The organism is Desulfovibrio diazotrophicus (assembly GCF_902498985.2).
GTDB lineage: Bacteria > Desulfobacterota > Desulfovibrionia > Desulfovibrionales > Desulfovibrionaceae > Desulfovibrio > Desulfovibrio legallii.
Genome location: NZ_OX346397.1, coordinates 2,661,475 through 2,676,049 on the forward strand (window position 1 = coordinate 2,661,475; position 14,575 = coordinate 2,676,049).

Annotated in this window: 18 protein-coding genes; 3 read left to right on the forward strand and 15 right to left on the reverse strand. The window is 61.7% G+C overall.

Annotation, left to right across the window (positions count from 1 at the left end):
• Positions 1-87 precede the first annotated feature (87 nt).
• The 10 genes from J7I12_RS11405 to J7I12_RS11450 form a co-directional block, all read right to left on the reverse strand.
• Positions 88-408, reverse strand: a complete 321-nt coding sequence (locus J7I12_RS11405) for a DUF6848 family protein (protein WP_487125997.1) — start codon at positions 406-408, stop codon at positions 88-90.
• A gap of 124 nt (positions 409-532) precedes the next feature.
• Positions 533-997 carry a hypothetical protein gene (locus tag J7I12_RS11410; protein WP_487125995.1) on the reverse strand — a complete coding sequence of 155 codons (465 nt, stop codon included), beginning with the start codon at positions 995-997 and terminating at the stop codon, positions 533-535.
• 114 nt (positions 998-1,111) lie between these two features.
• Positions 1,112-2,827, reverse strand: a complete 1,716-nt coding sequence (locus J7I12_RS11415; protein WP_487125993.1) for a DUF2586 domain-containing protein — start codon at positions 2,825-2,827, stop codon at positions 1,112-1,114.
• A gap of 9 nt (positions 2,828-2,836) precedes the next feature.
• Positions 2,837-3,202, reverse strand: coding sequence for a hypothetical protein (locus tag J7I12_RS11420; protein ID WP_487125991.1), 366 nt, complete (start codon positions 3,200-3,202; stop codon positions 2,837-2,839).
• 12 nt (positions 3,203-3,214) lie between these two features.
• Positions 3,215-3,730: a translation initiation factor 2 gene (locus J7I12_RS11425; protein ID WP_487125990.1), complete on the reverse strand. Its 516-nt coding sequence runs from the start codon at positions 3,728-3,730 to the stop codon at positions 3,215-3,217.
• A gap of 11 nt (positions 3,731-3,741) precedes the next feature.
• Positions 3,742-4,185: a phage virion morphogenesis protein gene (locus tag J7I12_RS11430; RefSeq protein ID WP_487125988.1), complete on the reverse strand. Its 444-nt coding sequence runs from the start codon at positions 4,183-4,185 to the stop codon at positions 3,742-3,744.
• A 2-nt stretch (positions 4,186-4,187) separates the two neighbouring features.
• Positions 4,188-4,613, reverse strand: coding sequence for a phage protein Gp36 family protein (locus J7I12_RS11435; RefSeq protein WP_487125986.1), 426 nt, complete (start codon positions 4,611-4,613; stop codon positions 4,188-4,190).
• 129 nt (positions 4,614-4,742) lie between these two features.
• Positions 4,743-5,738, reverse strand: a complete 996-nt coding sequence (locus J7I12_RS11440) for a major capsid protein (RefSeq protein ID WP_487125984.1) — start codon at positions 5,736-5,738, stop codon at positions 4,743-4,745.
• A gap of 177 nt (positions 5,739-5,915) precedes the next feature.
• Entirely contained in the window at positions 5,916-6,287 is a 372-nt protein-coding gene (locus tag J7I12_RS11445; RefSeq protein WP_487125982.1) for a hypothetical protein, read from the reverse strand.
• An 11-nt stretch (positions 6,288-6,298) separates the two neighbouring features.
• A complete protein-coding gene (locus J7I12_RS11450; protein ID WP_302548808.1) occupies positions 6,299-7,231 on the reverse strand; it encodes a phage protease in 933 nt (310 codons plus the stop codon).
• A 45-nt stretch (positions 7,232-7,276) separates the two neighbouring features.
• Here J7I12_RS11450 and J7I12_RS11455 point away from each other — a divergent pair, with 45 nt between their 5' ends.
• Positions 7,277-7,528, forward strand: a complete 252-nt coding sequence (locus J7I12_RS11455) for a hypothetical protein (RefSeq protein ID WP_302548809.1) — start codon at positions 7,277-7,279, stop codon at positions 7,526-7,528.
• Here the strand turns inward: J7I12_RS11455 and J7I12_RS11460 are convergent.
• From J7I12_RS11460 to J7I12_RS11470, 3 genes are all read right to left on the reverse strand, one after another.
• Positions 7,502-8,968 carry a phage head morphogenesis protein gene (locus J7I12_RS11460; RefSeq protein WP_302548810.1) on the reverse strand — a complete coding sequence of 489 codons (1,467 nt, stop codon included), beginning with the start codon at positions 8,966-8,968 and terminating at the stop codon, positions 7,502-7,504. The two genes, J7I12_RS11455 and J7I12_RS11460, sit on opposite strands and share 27 nt — an antisense overlap.
• Positions 8,961-10,508 carry a DUF935 domain-containing protein gene (locus J7I12_RS11465; protein ID WP_302548811.1) on the reverse strand — a complete coding sequence of 516 codons (1,548 nt, stop codon included), beginning with the start codon at positions 10,506-10,508 and terminating at the stop codon, positions 8,961-8,963. Before J7I12_RS11465 ends, J7I12_RS11460 begins: the two co-directional genes overlap by 8 nt.
• Before the next feature lie 145 nt (positions 10,509-10,653).
• Entirely contained in the window at positions 10,654-10,818 is a 165-nt protein-coding gene (locus J7I12_RS11470) for a hypothetical protein (protein WP_487125979.1), read from the reverse strand.
• Between the two features lie 140 nt (positions 10,819-10,958).
• Here J7I12_RS11470 and J7I12_RS11475 point away from each other — a divergent pair, with 140 nt between their 5' ends.
• Together J7I12_RS11475 and J7I12_RS11480 are read left to right on the forward strand one after the other, a co-directional pair.
• Positions 10,959-11,291: a hypothetical protein gene (locus tag J7I12_RS11475; RefSeq protein WP_302548813.1), complete on the forward strand. Its 333-nt coding sequence runs from the start codon at positions 10,959-10,961 to the stop codon at positions 11,289-11,291.
• Between the two features lie 11 nt (positions 11,292-11,302).
• On the forward strand, positions 11,303-12,727 hold the full coding sequence (locus J7I12_RS11480; protein ID WP_302548815.1) for an SNIPE associated domain-containing protein: 1,425 nt from the start codon (positions 11,303-11,305) through the stop codon (positions 12,725-12,727).
• A gap of 18 nt (positions 12,728-12,745) precedes the next feature.
• Here J7I12_RS11480 and J7I12_RS11485 read toward each other — a convergent pair whose 3' ends face one another.
• Positions 12,746-13,003, reverse strand: coding sequence for a hypothetical protein (locus tag J7I12_RS11485; RefSeq protein WP_302548816.1), 258 nt, complete (start codon positions 13,001-13,003; stop codon positions 12,746-12,748).
• Between the two features lie 2 nt (positions 13,004-13,005).
• Positions 13,006-14,472 (reverse strand): hypothetical protein, encoded by a 1,467-nt coding sequence (locus tag J7I12_RS11490; protein ID WP_487125977.1) that lies wholly within the window; start codon positions 14,470-14,472, stop codon positions 13,006-13,008.
• Positions 14,473-14,575 lie beyond the last annotated feature (103 nt).

Consider the following 14,575-nt stretch of genomic DNA (forward strand, 5'->3'; position numbering starts at 1 on the left):
CCGCCCACTCTTCAAGGTTTTCCTCCGGCGCGGCGTGCAGCCAGAACTGAATCAGGGCGTCGCCCTGGCCGTAGCCGTCCGGTTCGCTCAGTTTCCCAGGTCGCTGGAAATGCCCACGCCCTTGATGATGGCCGTGGCAAAGCTGGTGGCGATGCCGGGGTATTCCTCCATCTTGTCCGTGAGCGCCTGTTTGTCGTCGGGATGCACCACTTCCAGCAGCAGATTGCGGGACGCCTGGCCGGGATTTTTCGGCGCTTTATCCTGCAAACGCTGAACCTGCGTCTTGGTCGGTTTGGAAAAACGGAACGTCAGGGTCACGTCCAGTGCGTCTTCCGCGCTGTCCCCGGACCACGGGTCGGAAAAAGTGTGCGAAAAGCTAACGTACTTGCGGTTTTCAGTCTGGGACATGAATTGCTCCTTGTGTTTTTTGCGGGGCGGGATTGCCCGTCTTTTCTGAAAACATGCCATGAAAACGAAGAACGCGCCCGGAAAAGGGCGCGTTCCATGCGAAGTATTTTCCCCACGAACGGGCTTACAGAACGGCGCTCGCGCACTCCTTTTTCGCGGGAACCCCGTTCCACAGAATGGGTTTCAGGATGGTGAACTCACACGTTACGGGGCTGACGTTGTCGTCTCCCTGCGAACCGCCGCCCCCGCTGAATTTGCTGATTTTGCAGTCTTTCAGCGTATCCGTGATGGTTTCCATGTCGTCATTGGCATAGCTCACCACAATGGTGAACGGCGTATGGTCATAGATGCCGCCGCCGTCGGCGGTCAGCTCCTTCTTGAGCTTTTCCCATTCCTCGCGGTCCAGAACCATGCTGCCCGACGCCTCATAGTTGCCGCGACCGTATCCGCGCGGGATGCTCCCCCTGCCGTAGCGCGCAGTGACGCCCTGGCCGTCTTCATACTTGATTTCCGTAATGGCCACCGCTTCCCCGCCGGGGAGGGTCACGGTGATGCTTTCCCAGTCGTATTTGTTGCCGTTGGCTGCCATAGCTTCTCCTTTTCAACATGCGCGCCGCCCTCACACTTCGGGAAAAGCGCGGTTTTCCCTCGTGTTCGGGCGCGGGCGTCCGCAGACGCGGCCACCAGAGCGAATGCGTTCGCTCTACGCCGCCAGCGCGTAACTTTCGATACGCGGGTCAAAATTCGAGCCCGCGTAAGTGTAACGGTTGTACAGCCTGATTTCACGGATGATCGGCACTCCTATGAGCGTGATTTCAACCGCCACGCCATCCCGCGCCACGTTTTGCCCGGATGGAATGTCCACCACATAGCCCGCCAGTTCTCCCGCGTCCGTCATGGCGTCAAGCGCGTTTTCAAGCTGCGCCTTGAGATAGGCAATGCCGCCTTCCCTGTCCGGGCGGAGCGGGTCCCCGGCTTCGTCATACATGGACTTGAGAGCGGCCTGGCGCGTCAGACGCACGGCCTTGAACGTGGTCCGCAGGGCTTCCTCATAGCAAAAATCACTGTTGTCTTCCGCCAGCGTCCGGGAATCTCCCCAGTAGGTTCCCTCCATGCCAGCATACTTTTTGGCCGTCAGGAATCCCGACTCTTCCAGCGCGGAGCGCACGGCCTCCCATCCGTCGGGCAGGGCAAGCTGCGACACGGGGCCGTCTTTCACGCGGCCCGCCGCACGCTGCACCGGAATGGACATGACTCGTCCCGATTGCAGCCCCGCCGCGCTCCGAAGCCGCACGGCTCCCGTGCTGTCCGTGATTTCCCCGTACTGCGCGCACACCGTCACAAAACGGCAGGCCACCCCCTGCTTTTCCGCCAGCAGGGCGGCGGTATAATCGTTCAGGCCTTCCCCGTCATAGGGCAAACGGGCTTCCAACTTGAAATACGTCGGCCTCTGCCGGTTCCATAATTCCTCAGCCTTGGCCTGTGCCGCCGTCCAGTCCACGGAATCGGATGCCCCCGTGATATGCACGAACTCCACGTCGTAAATATTCAGGGGCGCTTCCAATGCGTCCAGAACATCCACAATGGACGGAACGGGCGGCAGCAGGCGGCAGGTATAAGTCGTCCCCGCCACATAGTCCCCGGCGGGGAAGGTCAGCTTCACCCCGTAGTCGGGCAACGCGCATTCACCATCCAGAGGGATGGTGCGGATGCTCCCGAAGTTGTCTCCTCCGTCCGTGGAAAGCTGGAACGTGCCTTCGTTCCTGTCCCCGCCCTTCACAATCTGAATCACCAGTTTCGCGCCGTCCAGAACCCCGGAGGACAGTTCCGCCGCTTCAACAAGCGGGCTTTCCGCATCCCCGACACGGTACACCGGCCCCACCGGGCAGCGTACCATGAAAGCATAGCTTGCGCCCTGTTCCAGTACCGCGTCCTCGGCAAATACCAGTGTTGCCCCCGTAGCCTCTTCCCCGGAGCTGATGGGGTTCTGTGTGGCGGAGGGGACGGGTTCAGCAAACGTCTTGCCGCCGTCCGTGCTGATTTCCAAGGTAGCTGTGCCGATAACGCCCGCCGTCGCCACCCGCGCCACCACGTCCGCATTGTGGGCGGGATAGCCGGATACCGTGGCCGGAACGTCTGTGCCCTTTATTTGCAGGGCGGAGATGTAACCGCCCGGCTGTCCCTGTACCGGAACCGCCACCAGAAACGGCTCTTGGCCGCCCGTGTTGAGCATGTCCCGCACTCGGTCAACCAGCGGCCCCGTGCCCAGCATGGAACCAAGGTTCGTCCTCTTGCCGATGAGGTACGCCTTGCCCACCGTGCCCCCGGAGCAGACCCCGGCCACAAGCGCCTTGCCGTCCACGCCGCCCGTGGCTATGCCCGATGTCCCGTCTATCAGATAATGCAATACGTCGCCCATGATGCCTCCTTACGCCATGCGTCCGCCGCCCAAGCGGCGATTCTTGAGGCTGTTCAGCACCTCCCGGTAATCGGCGTCGCGTACCATTTTGCCGTCCACCCAGCCCATGAAGCGGCACAGGGCCGCCTGCTGCCAAGAAGGCACGCGATGACGGTCCGCCAGCACGAAAAGGCTTTCCAGTGCCGGAGTCTCCACATCCGTTTCCGGATCAGCGGGCGCTTCCGGCGTTTCCACAGTTTCCGGCGTCTGTTCCCGTGCGTCTTCGACATGGCTTTCCTCCTGCCCCGGAGCGGCCTGTTCCGAAGTCTGTTCTGCGGGCGTCGCGGCGGCCTGCTGTTCGTTCTTTTCCTCTGTCGTCTTCTTTCTGGCAGCCATACCGGCCTCCTTTTATTTGAATGTCGGGTTGATGGTGAAGGAAGGAATCAGCTTTTCCGCTTCCTCCCCGGTAATCCTTCCGGTGAACGTCAGCACGAAGAGCCGGTTCACCCTGGTGAAAACCTCGATGACTTCATCCCCCACGCGTTTGTCAGGCGCGCGCCCGAACGTCGCCTTCTGCACCCGTACCTTTATCCAGTTGCCCCGGCTGTCGTTCCCGCCGCGTGGCAGCGCCGCCACAAAGTCCACGCTGAACGCTTCCAGCCAGACCCGGTCGTCGGCCAGTACATTGGCGTTGACCGTCAGCTCCACTTCGTAAAGTTCACGCTTGCGGATTTGCTCCGTTTTCGTGCGCTTCACAGCCAGCTTGCGCCCCGTGCGCGTGTAGCGTTCCGGCAGGAACTGAATCTCCACACGGGGCCGCTCAATGGTCAGCTTGTCCTTTTTCACGATGTCGATAACGCGGCCTTCCGGCAGTCCGGCAGCCAGCGCCGCCCGCATGATGGTTTCCGTGGCAAAGGTCTGCATTGACTCCGCTCCTATGCCTTGAAGGCCCCGGCGAGAAAGTCCGCCATGGTCTCCCGCACCTCCTCCATGTCCTCAGCGGAAACGCCCAGGTACGGACGGGCGGGCATATCGACCTTGTGCCCCTTCCCGGTCTTGCCGCCGAGCTGGTGAATCCGGGCATAGGGCTGATTGCTGCCCACCATGACCTTCTCCGGCGTGGCCGCATAATCAATGGAACGGCGGAGAAGTGCCTCGTCCGTCAAGGTCTGACCGCTTTCCTTTGCGGCTCGTTTCGACTTGGGCCATTTCTTGCCCGTCGGCTCTTCCTCGTCGTCAAAGCGTTTCAGCGTGCTGGAAACAAGCGCGTCGCCCACGGACTCCATGAGCGCCTGCGTGTCGCCCAGCTTGTGCGCGGCCTTGCCAAGCGCCTTGTCAAAACCTCCCCAGTTCAGGGAGACGCCGTTTTTCACCGCCATACCTACAGCCCCCGCAGGTCAAAGAACGGCCTGGGCGCTATCACCGCCACGCTGGCGTCCTCCCGGTCGGGATTCGTTTCTTCCAGGGGAAGTTTCAGCTTGCCTTTGGCTATCTGGTCCAGAAGGTCCATGCAGTATTTCCACTGCTTTTGCAGGGGTATCCATTCATTGTCTCCGCTTTCTTCCGTATCCACCAGGGACGTGATGGCCTCTACAACGCGGTAAGCGCTGGTCACGGCGGCGATGTAGCGCACGATTTCCGGCACATAGGGCCAGGGCTGCGGATAGCGGTAGGAAAGCGCGTCCCCGATTTCCCCGGAAACGGCCTCAATGGTCCGCTCAACGATACCCGGATTCTGGCCTTCGCACACTACAACATATTTGACGTGCAACAGGTCCACTATTGCCGCCCGGTCACATAGCAGCATGGATGTCCCCTTTCCTGACGTTTTGGACTAGTCTTAGACTAGTCTTAACGGCCGCCCCCGGCCTTGGGCCCGCCCCGGAGGTTTTGCGGCCCTCCGGGGCGATTTCGGCCCCTGCCTGCCAAACGCGCGCTATGCCACCACCAGGGCCTTGCACGACGCCTTGGATGGGCGCGCCGGCAGCGGCTTGGCCTGGCCGATGAGCATGACCCCCGAATCGTCGTCCCGCACCACGGGCACGATGTGCAGGGGCGTGGCCGCATTGTTGGCGCTGATGCTGTCTATGGCGCAGTACCAGACAGATCCGGGCTGGTTGGCGGCCACGGCCAGCAGCGCCTTGGGGTCCAGCTTGGGCACCCAGGCCCCGGTATCCGGGCTGGGGTAGGTTTCGTCCATAAAGTTGACAGGGTAGTTGCCTACCAGCACCTTGCCCTGCTCCAGGGAGACGCGGTAGGGCTTGCTTTCTGTGGTGGATACATAGCTTTCCACAATGCCCAGCAGCACGGCCACCACGTCCGACCCGGCCCAGAATGTCACGTTGCCGCCCAGGCCAGCCTGCTTGACCGCAAGCTCCATGGCGCGCAGCAGGCGGTAGACCTCCGGCAGCTTGCTGCTTGCCGTCAGCAGGGCATCGGGTGTGTAGGTCAGCAGGGGACCGTAATCCACCTCATACGTTTCGCGGTGGCCGCCTTCCAGCTCCACCGGCCAGGTCAGCTTGCCCGTGGCCGCCACCACGGCGCACATGGCCTCGGTGGTATCGCGCACGGCCTTGCGGATCTGGTCCACCTTGCGGGCGCGCCAGGCCGTCACGGCGGCCTGGTTGCCGAACAGCACCTTGAGGTCGTTAAGCTCCGAGGCGGTCACGGGTATTTTGACCTTGACCGGCAGGGGCGCGATGAATTCCATGTTGACGGATTCGCCCTGGAGGGCCACGGGCGTGCCGTCGCGCCGCACCACCGGCACGGTCTGCACCACGGAGACAAGCTCCTGCACGCCGATGACCGGCAAGGGGTGGGTGGGACGCTGTTTGAACAGGGCGTCCATAATGGTGGTTTCCAGGGGCGGCAGCGGGGCCAGGGCCTTGGCGATGGCCTCCGCCGTAAACAGACCTTTGAGTTGCGCAAGCATTGGTTGCTCCTTTAGAGTGTCGTAACCTTTCTAGGACATTTCACTTTTGAAATGCCCTGGCGGTTGCGTAAGCAGCCGCTCGCCGTGGAGGCGCAAGCGCAATTTATTTGCGCGGTTAAGCGCCGGGACGAGCGTGTTTTTACCTTTGAGAATATGTATTCTCAAAGGTAATCTGCTCTAGACGGCAAAAACGCCGTGCGCCGCCAGGACGGCAAGCTGCGCTGCCGTGGGGGCCGCGCCGTCGCCGGTGCGCAGCGTCCGTGTCTTTACGGTGCCATGGACCACGGCGCATACGCTGGTTTCGGCGGGTTCGCCTGTGGGATCGCAGGGCAGGTCGGCCACGGCCAGGGGGGCTACGGCGTCCGTAGAGAGGTACGGGGCATAGGCCACCGCGCCATCTTCGCCGTCCACCTGACGCAGCAGCGTGCCCACGTCGATTTTTGCGGCTACGTCGGCGGCCAGGGGCAGGTAGTGGATGACCACGGGGTGGTCGTCCGTGGCGGCGCGCTCGCCGCCAAAGCTGTAGGTTCCCAGGTGCCCTTCATTCATGTGGCAGCTCCTTACAGTTTTTCGACCATTTTGGCCGGGTCATAGGTTGTTGCGTCGCCTGCGGCGTGCGCCGGGGGCGCGGCAAAGTCCGCAAAGTCCGCAAAGCGCGCGTCTGCGGGCCGGGCCTCCAGCTCACGCAGATAGCGCTCCTCCAGGCTGACGGTTACGGTGGCGCCGTCCGGCGCGGCAAAGTCCACCGTGCCGCCCCGCGCGGCGAGCTTGGCCGCGAAGTCCAGCACGCCGGGTTTTTCGGCGGGGGTGAGCTTGCCGGCGCGCACCAGGGCCTCCACGCGGGCCGTGCGGCGTTCGCCCTCTACCCCGCCCTTATAGGCCGCAAACTGGGCGGCCAGATCCGACGCCTTTTTTTCCGCGTCCGTTTTGGCGGCTTCCGCGTCCGTCTTAGCCTTGGCGGCGTCTTCCTTACCCTTTTTAAGGCTGGCGTTTTCGGCCTTGAGCTGCTCAATCTGGGCCTGCAGCTGGCCGATCTGGCGTTGCAGTTCTTCAGGGTTCATGTGACCTCCTTTTTGGTCCGCAAAATCAACGTATATGCCGGGCTCGCCGGCCAGATCCACGTCGCGCAGGGCGTCTATGGCCGGTTGCGCCGCGCCCAGCAGGGCCACGTGCCGCAGGGTTACCCGGTCGGGCATGAAGGACAGCGAAACGTGCCGGTAGTGCTTTTGTGCCACGAGTTCGCGCACGTTGTCCGGAACGTGCGCGAACCGTGCGAGCAATTTTTGGCCTACGCGCCTGAGGGCATCCACCCAGCCGTAGGCCGGGGCGCTGTCCTTTTGCGGATGGCCGAAAACCAAGGGCGCTTGCCGGTTGGCGGGATTGTAGCCCGCCACGATGTTGTCCAAATCCTGCACGGTAAAGGTTTGCGGCCGCCCCTGGCTGTCTGCAAACGTGCCCGTGCGAGCTACCTCCACCCATTTTTCCTCTGCCATGCCGGCCTCCTTGACTCTTGCCGCGCCCTGCGCTAGCTTGACATCATGTATAATTTTATTGACGCAGCCACATCCCAGGAGCTGGCCGCGCACTATGGCTATATGCCGGATGCCGCGGAGCTGGCCGCCGAGCGGGCCCACTTTGCCGCGGACAAGGATCACAACCTTGTCTGCCTCTACACGCTGGCTCTGGACCGTGGCGACGCTGCCAAGGCTGCCGCGTACCTGCGCCGTATTGCCAACCCGCAGCGCCGCCTGGAAGCGGAAATGCTAGGCGGTGAGCTGATGGGCGCGTAGCAACGCGTCATACTCTCTTTCCCCCCTGTCTGTTTTGCTTAATAAATCACGGATAGCCGCGCGTGATGCGGGCTTTGCGGCGTGTTTTGCCAGGTAATCCGCAATGGCTTTGCCATACTGTTTGCGGTTCGCAGTGGCGCAAACGCCTTCAAAATACGTCAGGGCCTCCGGGCCGTCGTCTATGCCTAGGGCCTGCAGCAGTTTGTCAAAATTGCGGATATAGCCGCTATAGCCGTACCCCTGCCGGAGGACTTTGGCCTGGTGCGCGGCCTTGCCGCCCAGAGCCTCCAAAAAGCGTGGGTAGCTGCGCCGGGCCACCCATTGAGTGACGGTTTCCATCATGCGGCGCGCAAGCGTATTGCTGCCGCCGGCGCTGGTAAGAGTTTGCCGGTTATGGACAATCTCATGCCAGAGGCTTTCTACGGCATATTCTTCGTGAAAAGACAAAGGCTTATTGACTGCAATCTTGTTCCAGGCCGCCTTGAGGTCGGCGGCGGGGCAGAAGACGCCGCCGGGCATGCCGAATTTGCGTTTGCTTATCCACAGCGCGCCGCGCGAATTGGTAGCCATAAAATAGCCGCCATTATCAAAGACCACGCGTTGCACAGGGCCATTTTTCAGGTGCGGCGCGGCGTGCTCGGCAATCTGCCGCGCCAGCTCCGCCTCGTTTGTTACGGGGCGGATGACGCCGTTGCCGCGCTGCTGCGCATAGCTTTGGGGCGTCATGTCCGGGTATTTTTTGAGGTTCAGGCCGGCCTGAACCCAGTCCTTGCCCGGATTGTTTTTGAAGCCTTTGTCCGCGCCGGGAAAATGAACAAAGTATTCATACCCGGTTTTGGGATCCGTCCACATATCCGCCTTAGGCATTTCCGTTTCCACGGTCAGCCCCTGTTTTTTCACCTGCCGGGCGGAAAGCGTGCGTACCCCGCACCGGCAGCGGAAACCGTTGGGCGGATAGTTGGAGGACCAAAACTCATGGTCCGCCGGGTAAACCTTTTCGTGCAGAATGGCGTGCGAAGGCCGCACCCGCTTGTCCATGACCGCGATATATTGCCAGTAGGGGCGTGACGCCTTCACGGCCTGCATTTTCTTGTAGCGTCCGGCGCTGTAGGCCACCTGCATGTTGGTCCGGAAAATGTTCTCCACCCGGTAATCATGCCAGCCTTGCGCCTGTATGGCCGCCGCAATCCTTTTTTTGAAGTCCGCCAGTGTCTCCCCGTTTTTCAGGGCTTCCTCTATGCCGTCGCTCACAAGCTGCACAAGGTCCTGCTTGGCAAGCCCCGTGACGTAGAACGCCCGGTGCTTGACTTCTTCGCCCAGGGCCTTGGCTTCCTCGTCCGTCAGCTTCGCCCGCTGTTTCCAGAACGCTATGGCCGCGTCAGGAACCACTGGTTCCGCGATGATTTCCGGGGCGGGCAGTTCAATGGATTTTTTAGCCATCTTCGTCCGCCTCCGTCTGGACAGACGCCGCGCCGTGTCCCGCCGCCATGGTCATGGCGCGGGCAAGAAAACTCTCCAGCGCGTCCGGGGCCATGGACGGTGAAAGCAGGGCGGCAAGGGCTTCTTCCAGTTCCTCATAGCTTTTGGCCGCCCGTATCTCGTTCTCAACTTGCGTGACAAAATCACGGCTGCTTTTCAGCGCGGCGGGCAGCATTTTCACGATAGCCGCGTCAAGATTGCCCTGCGCCTTTTCCGCCGTGGTCTTTTTTCTGGCAGTCGGGGCCGCGAAGTTCGCGCCCGCACCCGGAGTCGTGACGGGGCGCACCGTAAATTCCGTTGGCTTCAATCCGTAGTTGTCGACAAAGTGTTCCGCAGTAAACGCCACACCAATGTCCGTAAGTTTTTTGTCAAGATCGGCCCGCGAATTCAGGTCTTCCGGCTCTTCATAGCCAGCCAGGGGGGCCAGCACGCCAGGCCCGACGTTGACCTGGGCGTAGAGCCAGGCGATCTCGTTCCAGGCGTCGGCCACCATGGCCTTATCGCTGTCGGCTAGGTCGTCGGCTACGTCCTTGTGGGTCTGGGCGGCGGCCTGGCTGTTTTTGCCCTCCATTTCCACGGTCAGAGTCTGGCCCATGAGCACTTTGCTGATGGCCCTGTCTTGCCGGGCCAGGAAGGCCTCGTGCAGCGCGCCCTGGGTCTGGCCCGCGCCTTCCAGCGTCACCTCGGAGCCAAAGGGGAGGACGGCCACGGCGTCCTGCACCATGCCGGCCAGGTCTCTGGCCATAACCCTTTTTTCCGGCGCGGTGGCCCCCTTGGGGGCTTTGCCCACAACCCAGGGCAGGCCGTGGCGCTCTACAAACTTGGCGTAAAAGGTGAGGCCCCCGCGCTTAAAGGCCACGGGCCAGAGACAACGGGATAGCAGACGCAGGCCATAGGGGTTGTCGTAGGTGGCGTGGTGCCGCACAAGGACAAACTTGCCGGCGGGCAAAGGCCGGGGCTCGGCGGCAAGGCCGCCGTACACGCCCTTAAACACGGGGTTATTGCGGTTGTCAAAGGCAAACCAGCGGCAGGGGCGGGCCACCACGTCCACAATGTGCCACCAGTCCGCCCCGCGGCCCCAGAGGATCTCCAACGGCACAAAACCATAAAAAGGCGCGTCCAGAATGCTGCTGATAATGCCGCGCAGGTTGCAGCGCTCCAGATTCTGCGCAAAGCGGCGGTAGAGGTCCTCGGCCTGCGCGGTTGCCGGTTCGCCGTCCGCCGACCCGGCCCGGAAGGCAAAGTGTGGGCAGTTGAGCACCCGGTTTTTGCGGCTCAATATGGCCGTGGTGACCTGATCGTCGGCGGTCAGCTCCGCCAGTACGGCGGCATCGTCCCCGCGTCGGCGTAGCACCGGGTCTGGGTCCGGCAGCAGATCCAGCCAGCCTTCCAGCTCTGTCAGCGCCACCCCGGCCGCCTGCCGGGTGGCGTATGCCGAGGTCAGCGCGTCCGCCTCCAGCGGGCGGTACGAACCATCGGGCAGGTATAATCCCTTGGGCATAGGCATCCTCCGCGGGGCGCGCAAAAGCCCCGTCCTGCCGACTATGCCGGCAAAACGGGGCGGATGCCCGGAAGGGGCGCGCACTGTGCGAAGGTTTTACACCGGCCGGGCCTCCTGATCGGGGGGGCAGCGGCGCGGTGGTGCGCTACTTGGGGTCGTTTTCTTTTTGTTCCCTATTCCATCCTGGATACAGCTTATCAAGGGCATCAAGAATCAGTCGTTTGATGGTCCGCCGCTGTTTTGCAGCGAGTTCCTTGATTTTTGCATGTTCATCCTCTGAGACAGGGAATGCTACATTTTTTTTCGGCATTAGACCTCCTTGCGTGAATATAAAAACTAGTTTTTATGTTTTATCAAGAAAAATTTTCACGCCACTTGAGAATGGCGTCAGATAGTATATACTAGCTAACAAATTTTCATGGCCAAAAAAGGCCTGTGCAGGGGGAGTGGATGGCGAGAAGCGGCTTACTCACGGTGGCGCGCGCGCTGCGCAAAATCAGCAGGGATATGGACCGCAACGCCAAGCGGGAAGCCCGGTTTGCGGCGCAGCGCCAGCGGGCCGCAGAGCGGGAGCAGCAAAGACGGGCGCGGGAATGGGCCGCCCAGTTGCGGCAGGAAGAGCGCGAGCAGGCCGCCCAACTGCGTGAACAGGAACGCGCGGATAAGGCCCAGACCAAGGCGGCGGTGCAGGCTTTTCTCGCAGCCGGGAAGGAAGCGCAGGCGGCGCGGTGCCAAGAGCGAGCTGCCGCGCGGGAAGCCCTGCTGCGAGAAATTTATTCGTAGGGGGGCGAGATATGGGAATCATAGTATTTCTTGTTTTTGTGGGCATTGTAGTCGGCCTTACCCTGCTGGTGGTCAAGGTGGTCATGCGCCTGCGCTGTAAACCCTACGCCAGCCAAAAGGAGGCACTGGCCGCGGCCATTCAGGAGCTTGAGGCCCGCAAAGCCGCGCTGCAGGAAGAATTCGCCGCCTTACAGCAAGAGCATGCCGCCCTGGACGCGGCAACGAAAGATCTGCAGGCCCTGGCCGGGCAGGAAGCGCGGCTGGCCGCCGCTGTGGACGAAAAGCAGGCCCAACTTGCCCGGATTGAGGAAAAAATAGCCTCGGTTCATGATAGAGAAATTGAGGCGGATGCAAAAATTCAGGCCATGCAATCCAGAATAGACCTGTATTCCCGCCTTGATGGATTTGTGGCCTATGGCATGTACGAAATGCCGGACTACCTTTATGAGACCTCGGAACGGTTTACCCTGGAGATAAAAAAAGTTCGGGATGCACAGCGCCAGATGATTCGCGAGAAGAACGTTATCATCGCCCACGACCAAGACCTTGTTGACGATGATTCCCCCATTGTCCGGCGGGTGCTGGGTGAGCAGGCCAAACTGTTGGTCCGATCATTTAATATTGAGTGCGACTTATTGATAGAAAAAGTCAATCCAGGTAACTTTCAGCGCACGCTGGAGCGCATTGACGCCATTGCCACAGACCTGGAAAAAGGCTCTGCAGACCTGCAATTTGGGTTTAATACAGAGTACGTCAAACTAAAATATTTGGAATGTAAACTCCAATACCAGTTTACGGTCAAAAAGAAGGAAGAGCAGGAAGAGCAGCGCGCCCTGCGGGAACAGATGCGTGAAGAAGAGCGCGCCCGCCGTGAATATGAAAAGGCCATTGCCGAAGCCGCCAAGGAAGAGGCCATGTACCAGGCCTTGCTGGATAAGGCCAGGGCCGCCTTGGAAAAGACCGGTGCGGCAGACCGCCAGGCGGCGGAGCTGCGCATCCAGCAGTTGGAGGCCGACCTGGCGGAAGCCAAGGACAAGGCCGAACGCGCCATCAGTATGGCCCAGCAGACCAAAAAAGGGCATGTTTATGTGATCAGCAACCTTGGCTCTTTTGGCGAAAACGTCTACAAAATCGGGCTGACCCGTCGCCTGGATCCGGCGGAGCGCGTCAGAGAGCTTGGGGATGCCTCGGTACCGTTCAGTTTTGATATCCACGCCATGATTGCCTCTGACGATGCCCCCGCTCTGGAAAACCAGCTGCACAAGGAATTTGCCCACCGGCGCGTCAATGCCGTCAATTTGCGCAAGGAATTTTTCCGGGTGTCGCTGGACGACATTCGCAAAAAGGTGGAAGCGGTTACAGGTAAGGAGTCCGACTTTGTGATGACCATTCTGGCTGAAGAATATTACCAGACCCAGAGGATGTTGGAACAGTAGCCTGCCTTATTGGTACGCCTACAGCCGCTCCACCGCCCGCCGGGCTGCCGCCCGGAACGTGGCAGCGTCCGGCTCCTCCGGGTCGTCCCCATAGTCCGCCAGCAGTTCCGGTGGGGCGCCCCGCGCCCAGGCGGCCAGCATGGCGGCCAGTTGCGCATTCTCCTGCTCCAGCTGGCGCACGCGCTCGGCCAGCAGCAAAAAATTGCCCGGCGTAAGGGCGCGCACGGCCGCGGCGGCCGCGGCCTCCAGCTCGGCAAGGCGGGTATAGTCTGTCATGTTCACCACCCCTTAAGGTCCAGCCCCTTGAGGGGCACTCCGGCGTAGTCCCACGGCTCCATGGCGCCCAGTTCCTTTCTTGCGTCCAACATCATGGCGCAGGCCACCACTGCGTCGCCGTGGCGGCCGCCGGTTTTATCCCTGGTGCGGCTTTCCGGCAGTCGTGCCACGCCCTTGACCACGCGCAGGCCGCGGAAGTCGCCCAGGATGTTAGCGTCCTTGGGCAGCACAAGCGTTTTGTCCTCAAGGCCCGCCTTCAGGAGTGGCATGGTTTCGCGGTACCAGGCCTCGCTGATCATAACCTCGCGCACATAGCCTGTGCCGTACTGCTGCCGGGCGGCCTCGGCCAGGGCCGAACCGTTGCCCCGCGCGTCCAGTGATACGCCGGCAAAGCGCGGCAAGGCGTCCAGTAATGCAAACAAGATCTGCTGCTGGGTGCGGTGCGGGCAGTCGCGCAGCTCCAGCACAAAGGGCGGCGTCAGGCGCAGGTCGCCCCCTTCTGTGGCTGGCCAGAACACGGAGAGGTCGCCGCTGCGCCCAAAGTCCACCCCCACAAAGTGGGCGCGGTCCGTGGGCAGGGGGGTCAGCAGGGGGGCCAGCGTTTCCCCGAACCAGCCCTTGACGTAGGTTTCCGCCACGGGCAGGGGCCAGTCCACAAAATCTTTGGCCGGCGGCGTCCAGGTCAGCACCGGGCACGCCGCATCCATGCAAGCCTCCAGCAGGGGCGTGGTCAGATAAGCCCCGGCGGACTGCCGGGGAATGCAGAACAGCTCTTCGTCCGCACCGTCGCCGTAGGTGTTGATCAAAGCCTCTCGCCAGGCGGCTTCGCCCTCCGGGGACCAGGGCTTGTGCGTCACCGCGCAAATGCGCCGGTACAGGCCGTCCTGCAGCGCGTCATCCAGGGTAATGCGCTGCAGGCTGTAGGGCAGCCGCCCGGCCCGCACGTCCACCGCCAGGGCGTTAAACGGGTTGTCTGCGCCGTTGTGGGTGGAGATGACAATGACCTGCCCGCCCCACATGAGCAGGGCGAGGGCGGCCTTGAGCAATTCCGGCAGGTCTTCCACAAAGGCCGCCTCATCGATGACTACGCGGCCCTGCTTGCCGCGCAGGTTGGAGGGCCGGTTGGACAGGGCCAGTATTTTGTGGCCGCTGGCAAAATCTATACGAAAGGCCTTGATTTCCCGCTCGTCCCCGTCGCGGAAAACGTCCTCGTTAACCTTGCCGGCCACCACTTGAAATTTTTTGGCCCAAGCCGCGCAGGTGTCGATATATTCCCGCGTCATGTCCTGGTTGAACGAAATATACAGCACGTCCATGCCGTCCCGCCCGGACGTGGAGGCTTTCAGCACGTCATCCAGCGCCTGCGCCCAGGTCAGCCCGATGCGGCGGGATTTTTCCCCCACCTTGACCGGCGACTTGTCCCCCAGCCACGTTTTTTGATACGGCAGCAATACGTCGCCCAGATCCATGACCTCTCCTACGCAATGGTTGCGGCACGCTCATCCCGGCGCTTAACCGCGCAAATAAATAGCGCTTGCGCCTCTACGGCGGGCGGCTGCTTACGCAACCGTC

What these genes read in the sequence shown, in the direction of transcription:
- J7I12_RS11450 (WP_302548808.1), bottom strand. Translation starts at nt 7,231, where the DNA reads ATGGCAGAGGAAAAATGGGTGGAGGTAGCTCGCACGGGCACGTTTGCA.
- J7I12_RS11415 (WP_487125993.1), bottom strand. Translation starts at nt 2,827, where the DNA reads ATGGGCGACGTATTGCATTATCTGATAGACGGGACATCGGGCATAGCC.
- J7I12_RS11480 (WP_302548815.1), top strand. Translation starts at nt 11,303, where the DNA reads ATGGGAATCATAGTATTTCTTGTTTTTGTGGGCATTGTAGTCGGCCTT.
- J7I12_RS11485 (WP_302548816.1), bottom strand. Translation starts at nt 13,003, where the DNA reads ATGACAGACTATACCCGCCTTGCCGAGCTGGAGGCCGCGGCCGCCGCG.
- J7I12_RS11420 (WP_487125991.1), bottom strand. Translation starts at nt 3,202, where the DNA reads ATGGCTGCCAGAAAGAAGACGACAGAGGAAAAGAACGAACAGCAGGCC.
- J7I12_RS11455 (WP_302548809.1), top strand. Translation starts at nt 7,277, where the DNA reads ATGTATAATTTTATTGACGCAGCCACATCCCAGGAGCTGGCCGCGCAC.
- J7I12_RS11425 (WP_487125990.1), bottom strand. Translation starts at nt 3,730, where the DNA reads ATGCAGACCTTTGCCACGGAAACCATCATGCGGGCGGCGCTGGCTGCC.
- J7I12_RS11435 (WP_487125986.1), bottom strand. Translation starts at nt 4,613, where the DNA reads ATGCTGCTATGTGACCGGGCGGCAATAGTGGACCTGTTGCACGTCAAA.
- J7I12_RS11440 (WP_487125984.1), bottom strand. Translation starts at nt 5,738, where the DNA reads ATGCTTGCGCAACTCAAAGGTCTGTTTACGGCGGAGGCCATCGCCAAG.
- J7I12_RS11490 (WP_487125977.1), bottom strand. Translation starts at nt 14,472, where the DNA reads ATGGATCTGGGCGACGTATTGCTGCCGTATCAAAAAACGTGGCTGGGG.
- J7I12_RS11475 (WP_302548813.1), top strand. Translation starts at nt 10,959, where the DNA reads ATGGCGAGAAGCGGCTTACTCACGGTGGCGCGCGCGCTGCGCAAAATC.
- J7I12_RS11465 (WP_302548811.1), bottom strand. Translation starts at nt 10,508, where the DNA reads ATGCCCAAGGGATTATACCTGCCCGATGGTTCGTACCGCCCGCTGGAG.
- J7I12_RS11410 (WP_487125995.1), bottom strand. Translation starts at nt 997, where the DNA reads ATGGCAGCCAACGGCAACAAATACGACTGGGAAAGCATCACCGTGACC.
- J7I12_RS11470 (WP_487125979.1), bottom strand. Translation starts at nt 10,818, where the DNA reads ATGCCGAAAAAAAATGTAGCATTCCCTGTCTCAGAGGATGAACATGCA.
- J7I12_RS11430 (WP_487125988.1), bottom strand. Translation starts at nt 4,185, where the DNA reads ATGGCGGTGAAAAACGGCGTCTCCCTGAACTGGGGAGGTTTTGACAAG.
- J7I12_RS11445 (WP_487125982.1), bottom strand. Translation starts at nt 6,287, where the DNA reads ATGAATGAAGGGCACCTGGGAACCTACAGCTTTGGCGGCGAGCGCGCC.
- J7I12_RS11405 (WP_487125997.1), bottom strand. Translation starts at nt 408, where the DNA reads ATGTCCCAGACTGAAAACCGCAAGTACGTTAGCTTTTCGCACACTTTT.
- J7I12_RS11460 (WP_302548810.1), bottom strand. Translation starts at nt 8,968, where the DNA reads ATGGCTAAAAAATCCATTGAACTGCCCGCCCCGGAAATCATCGCGGAA.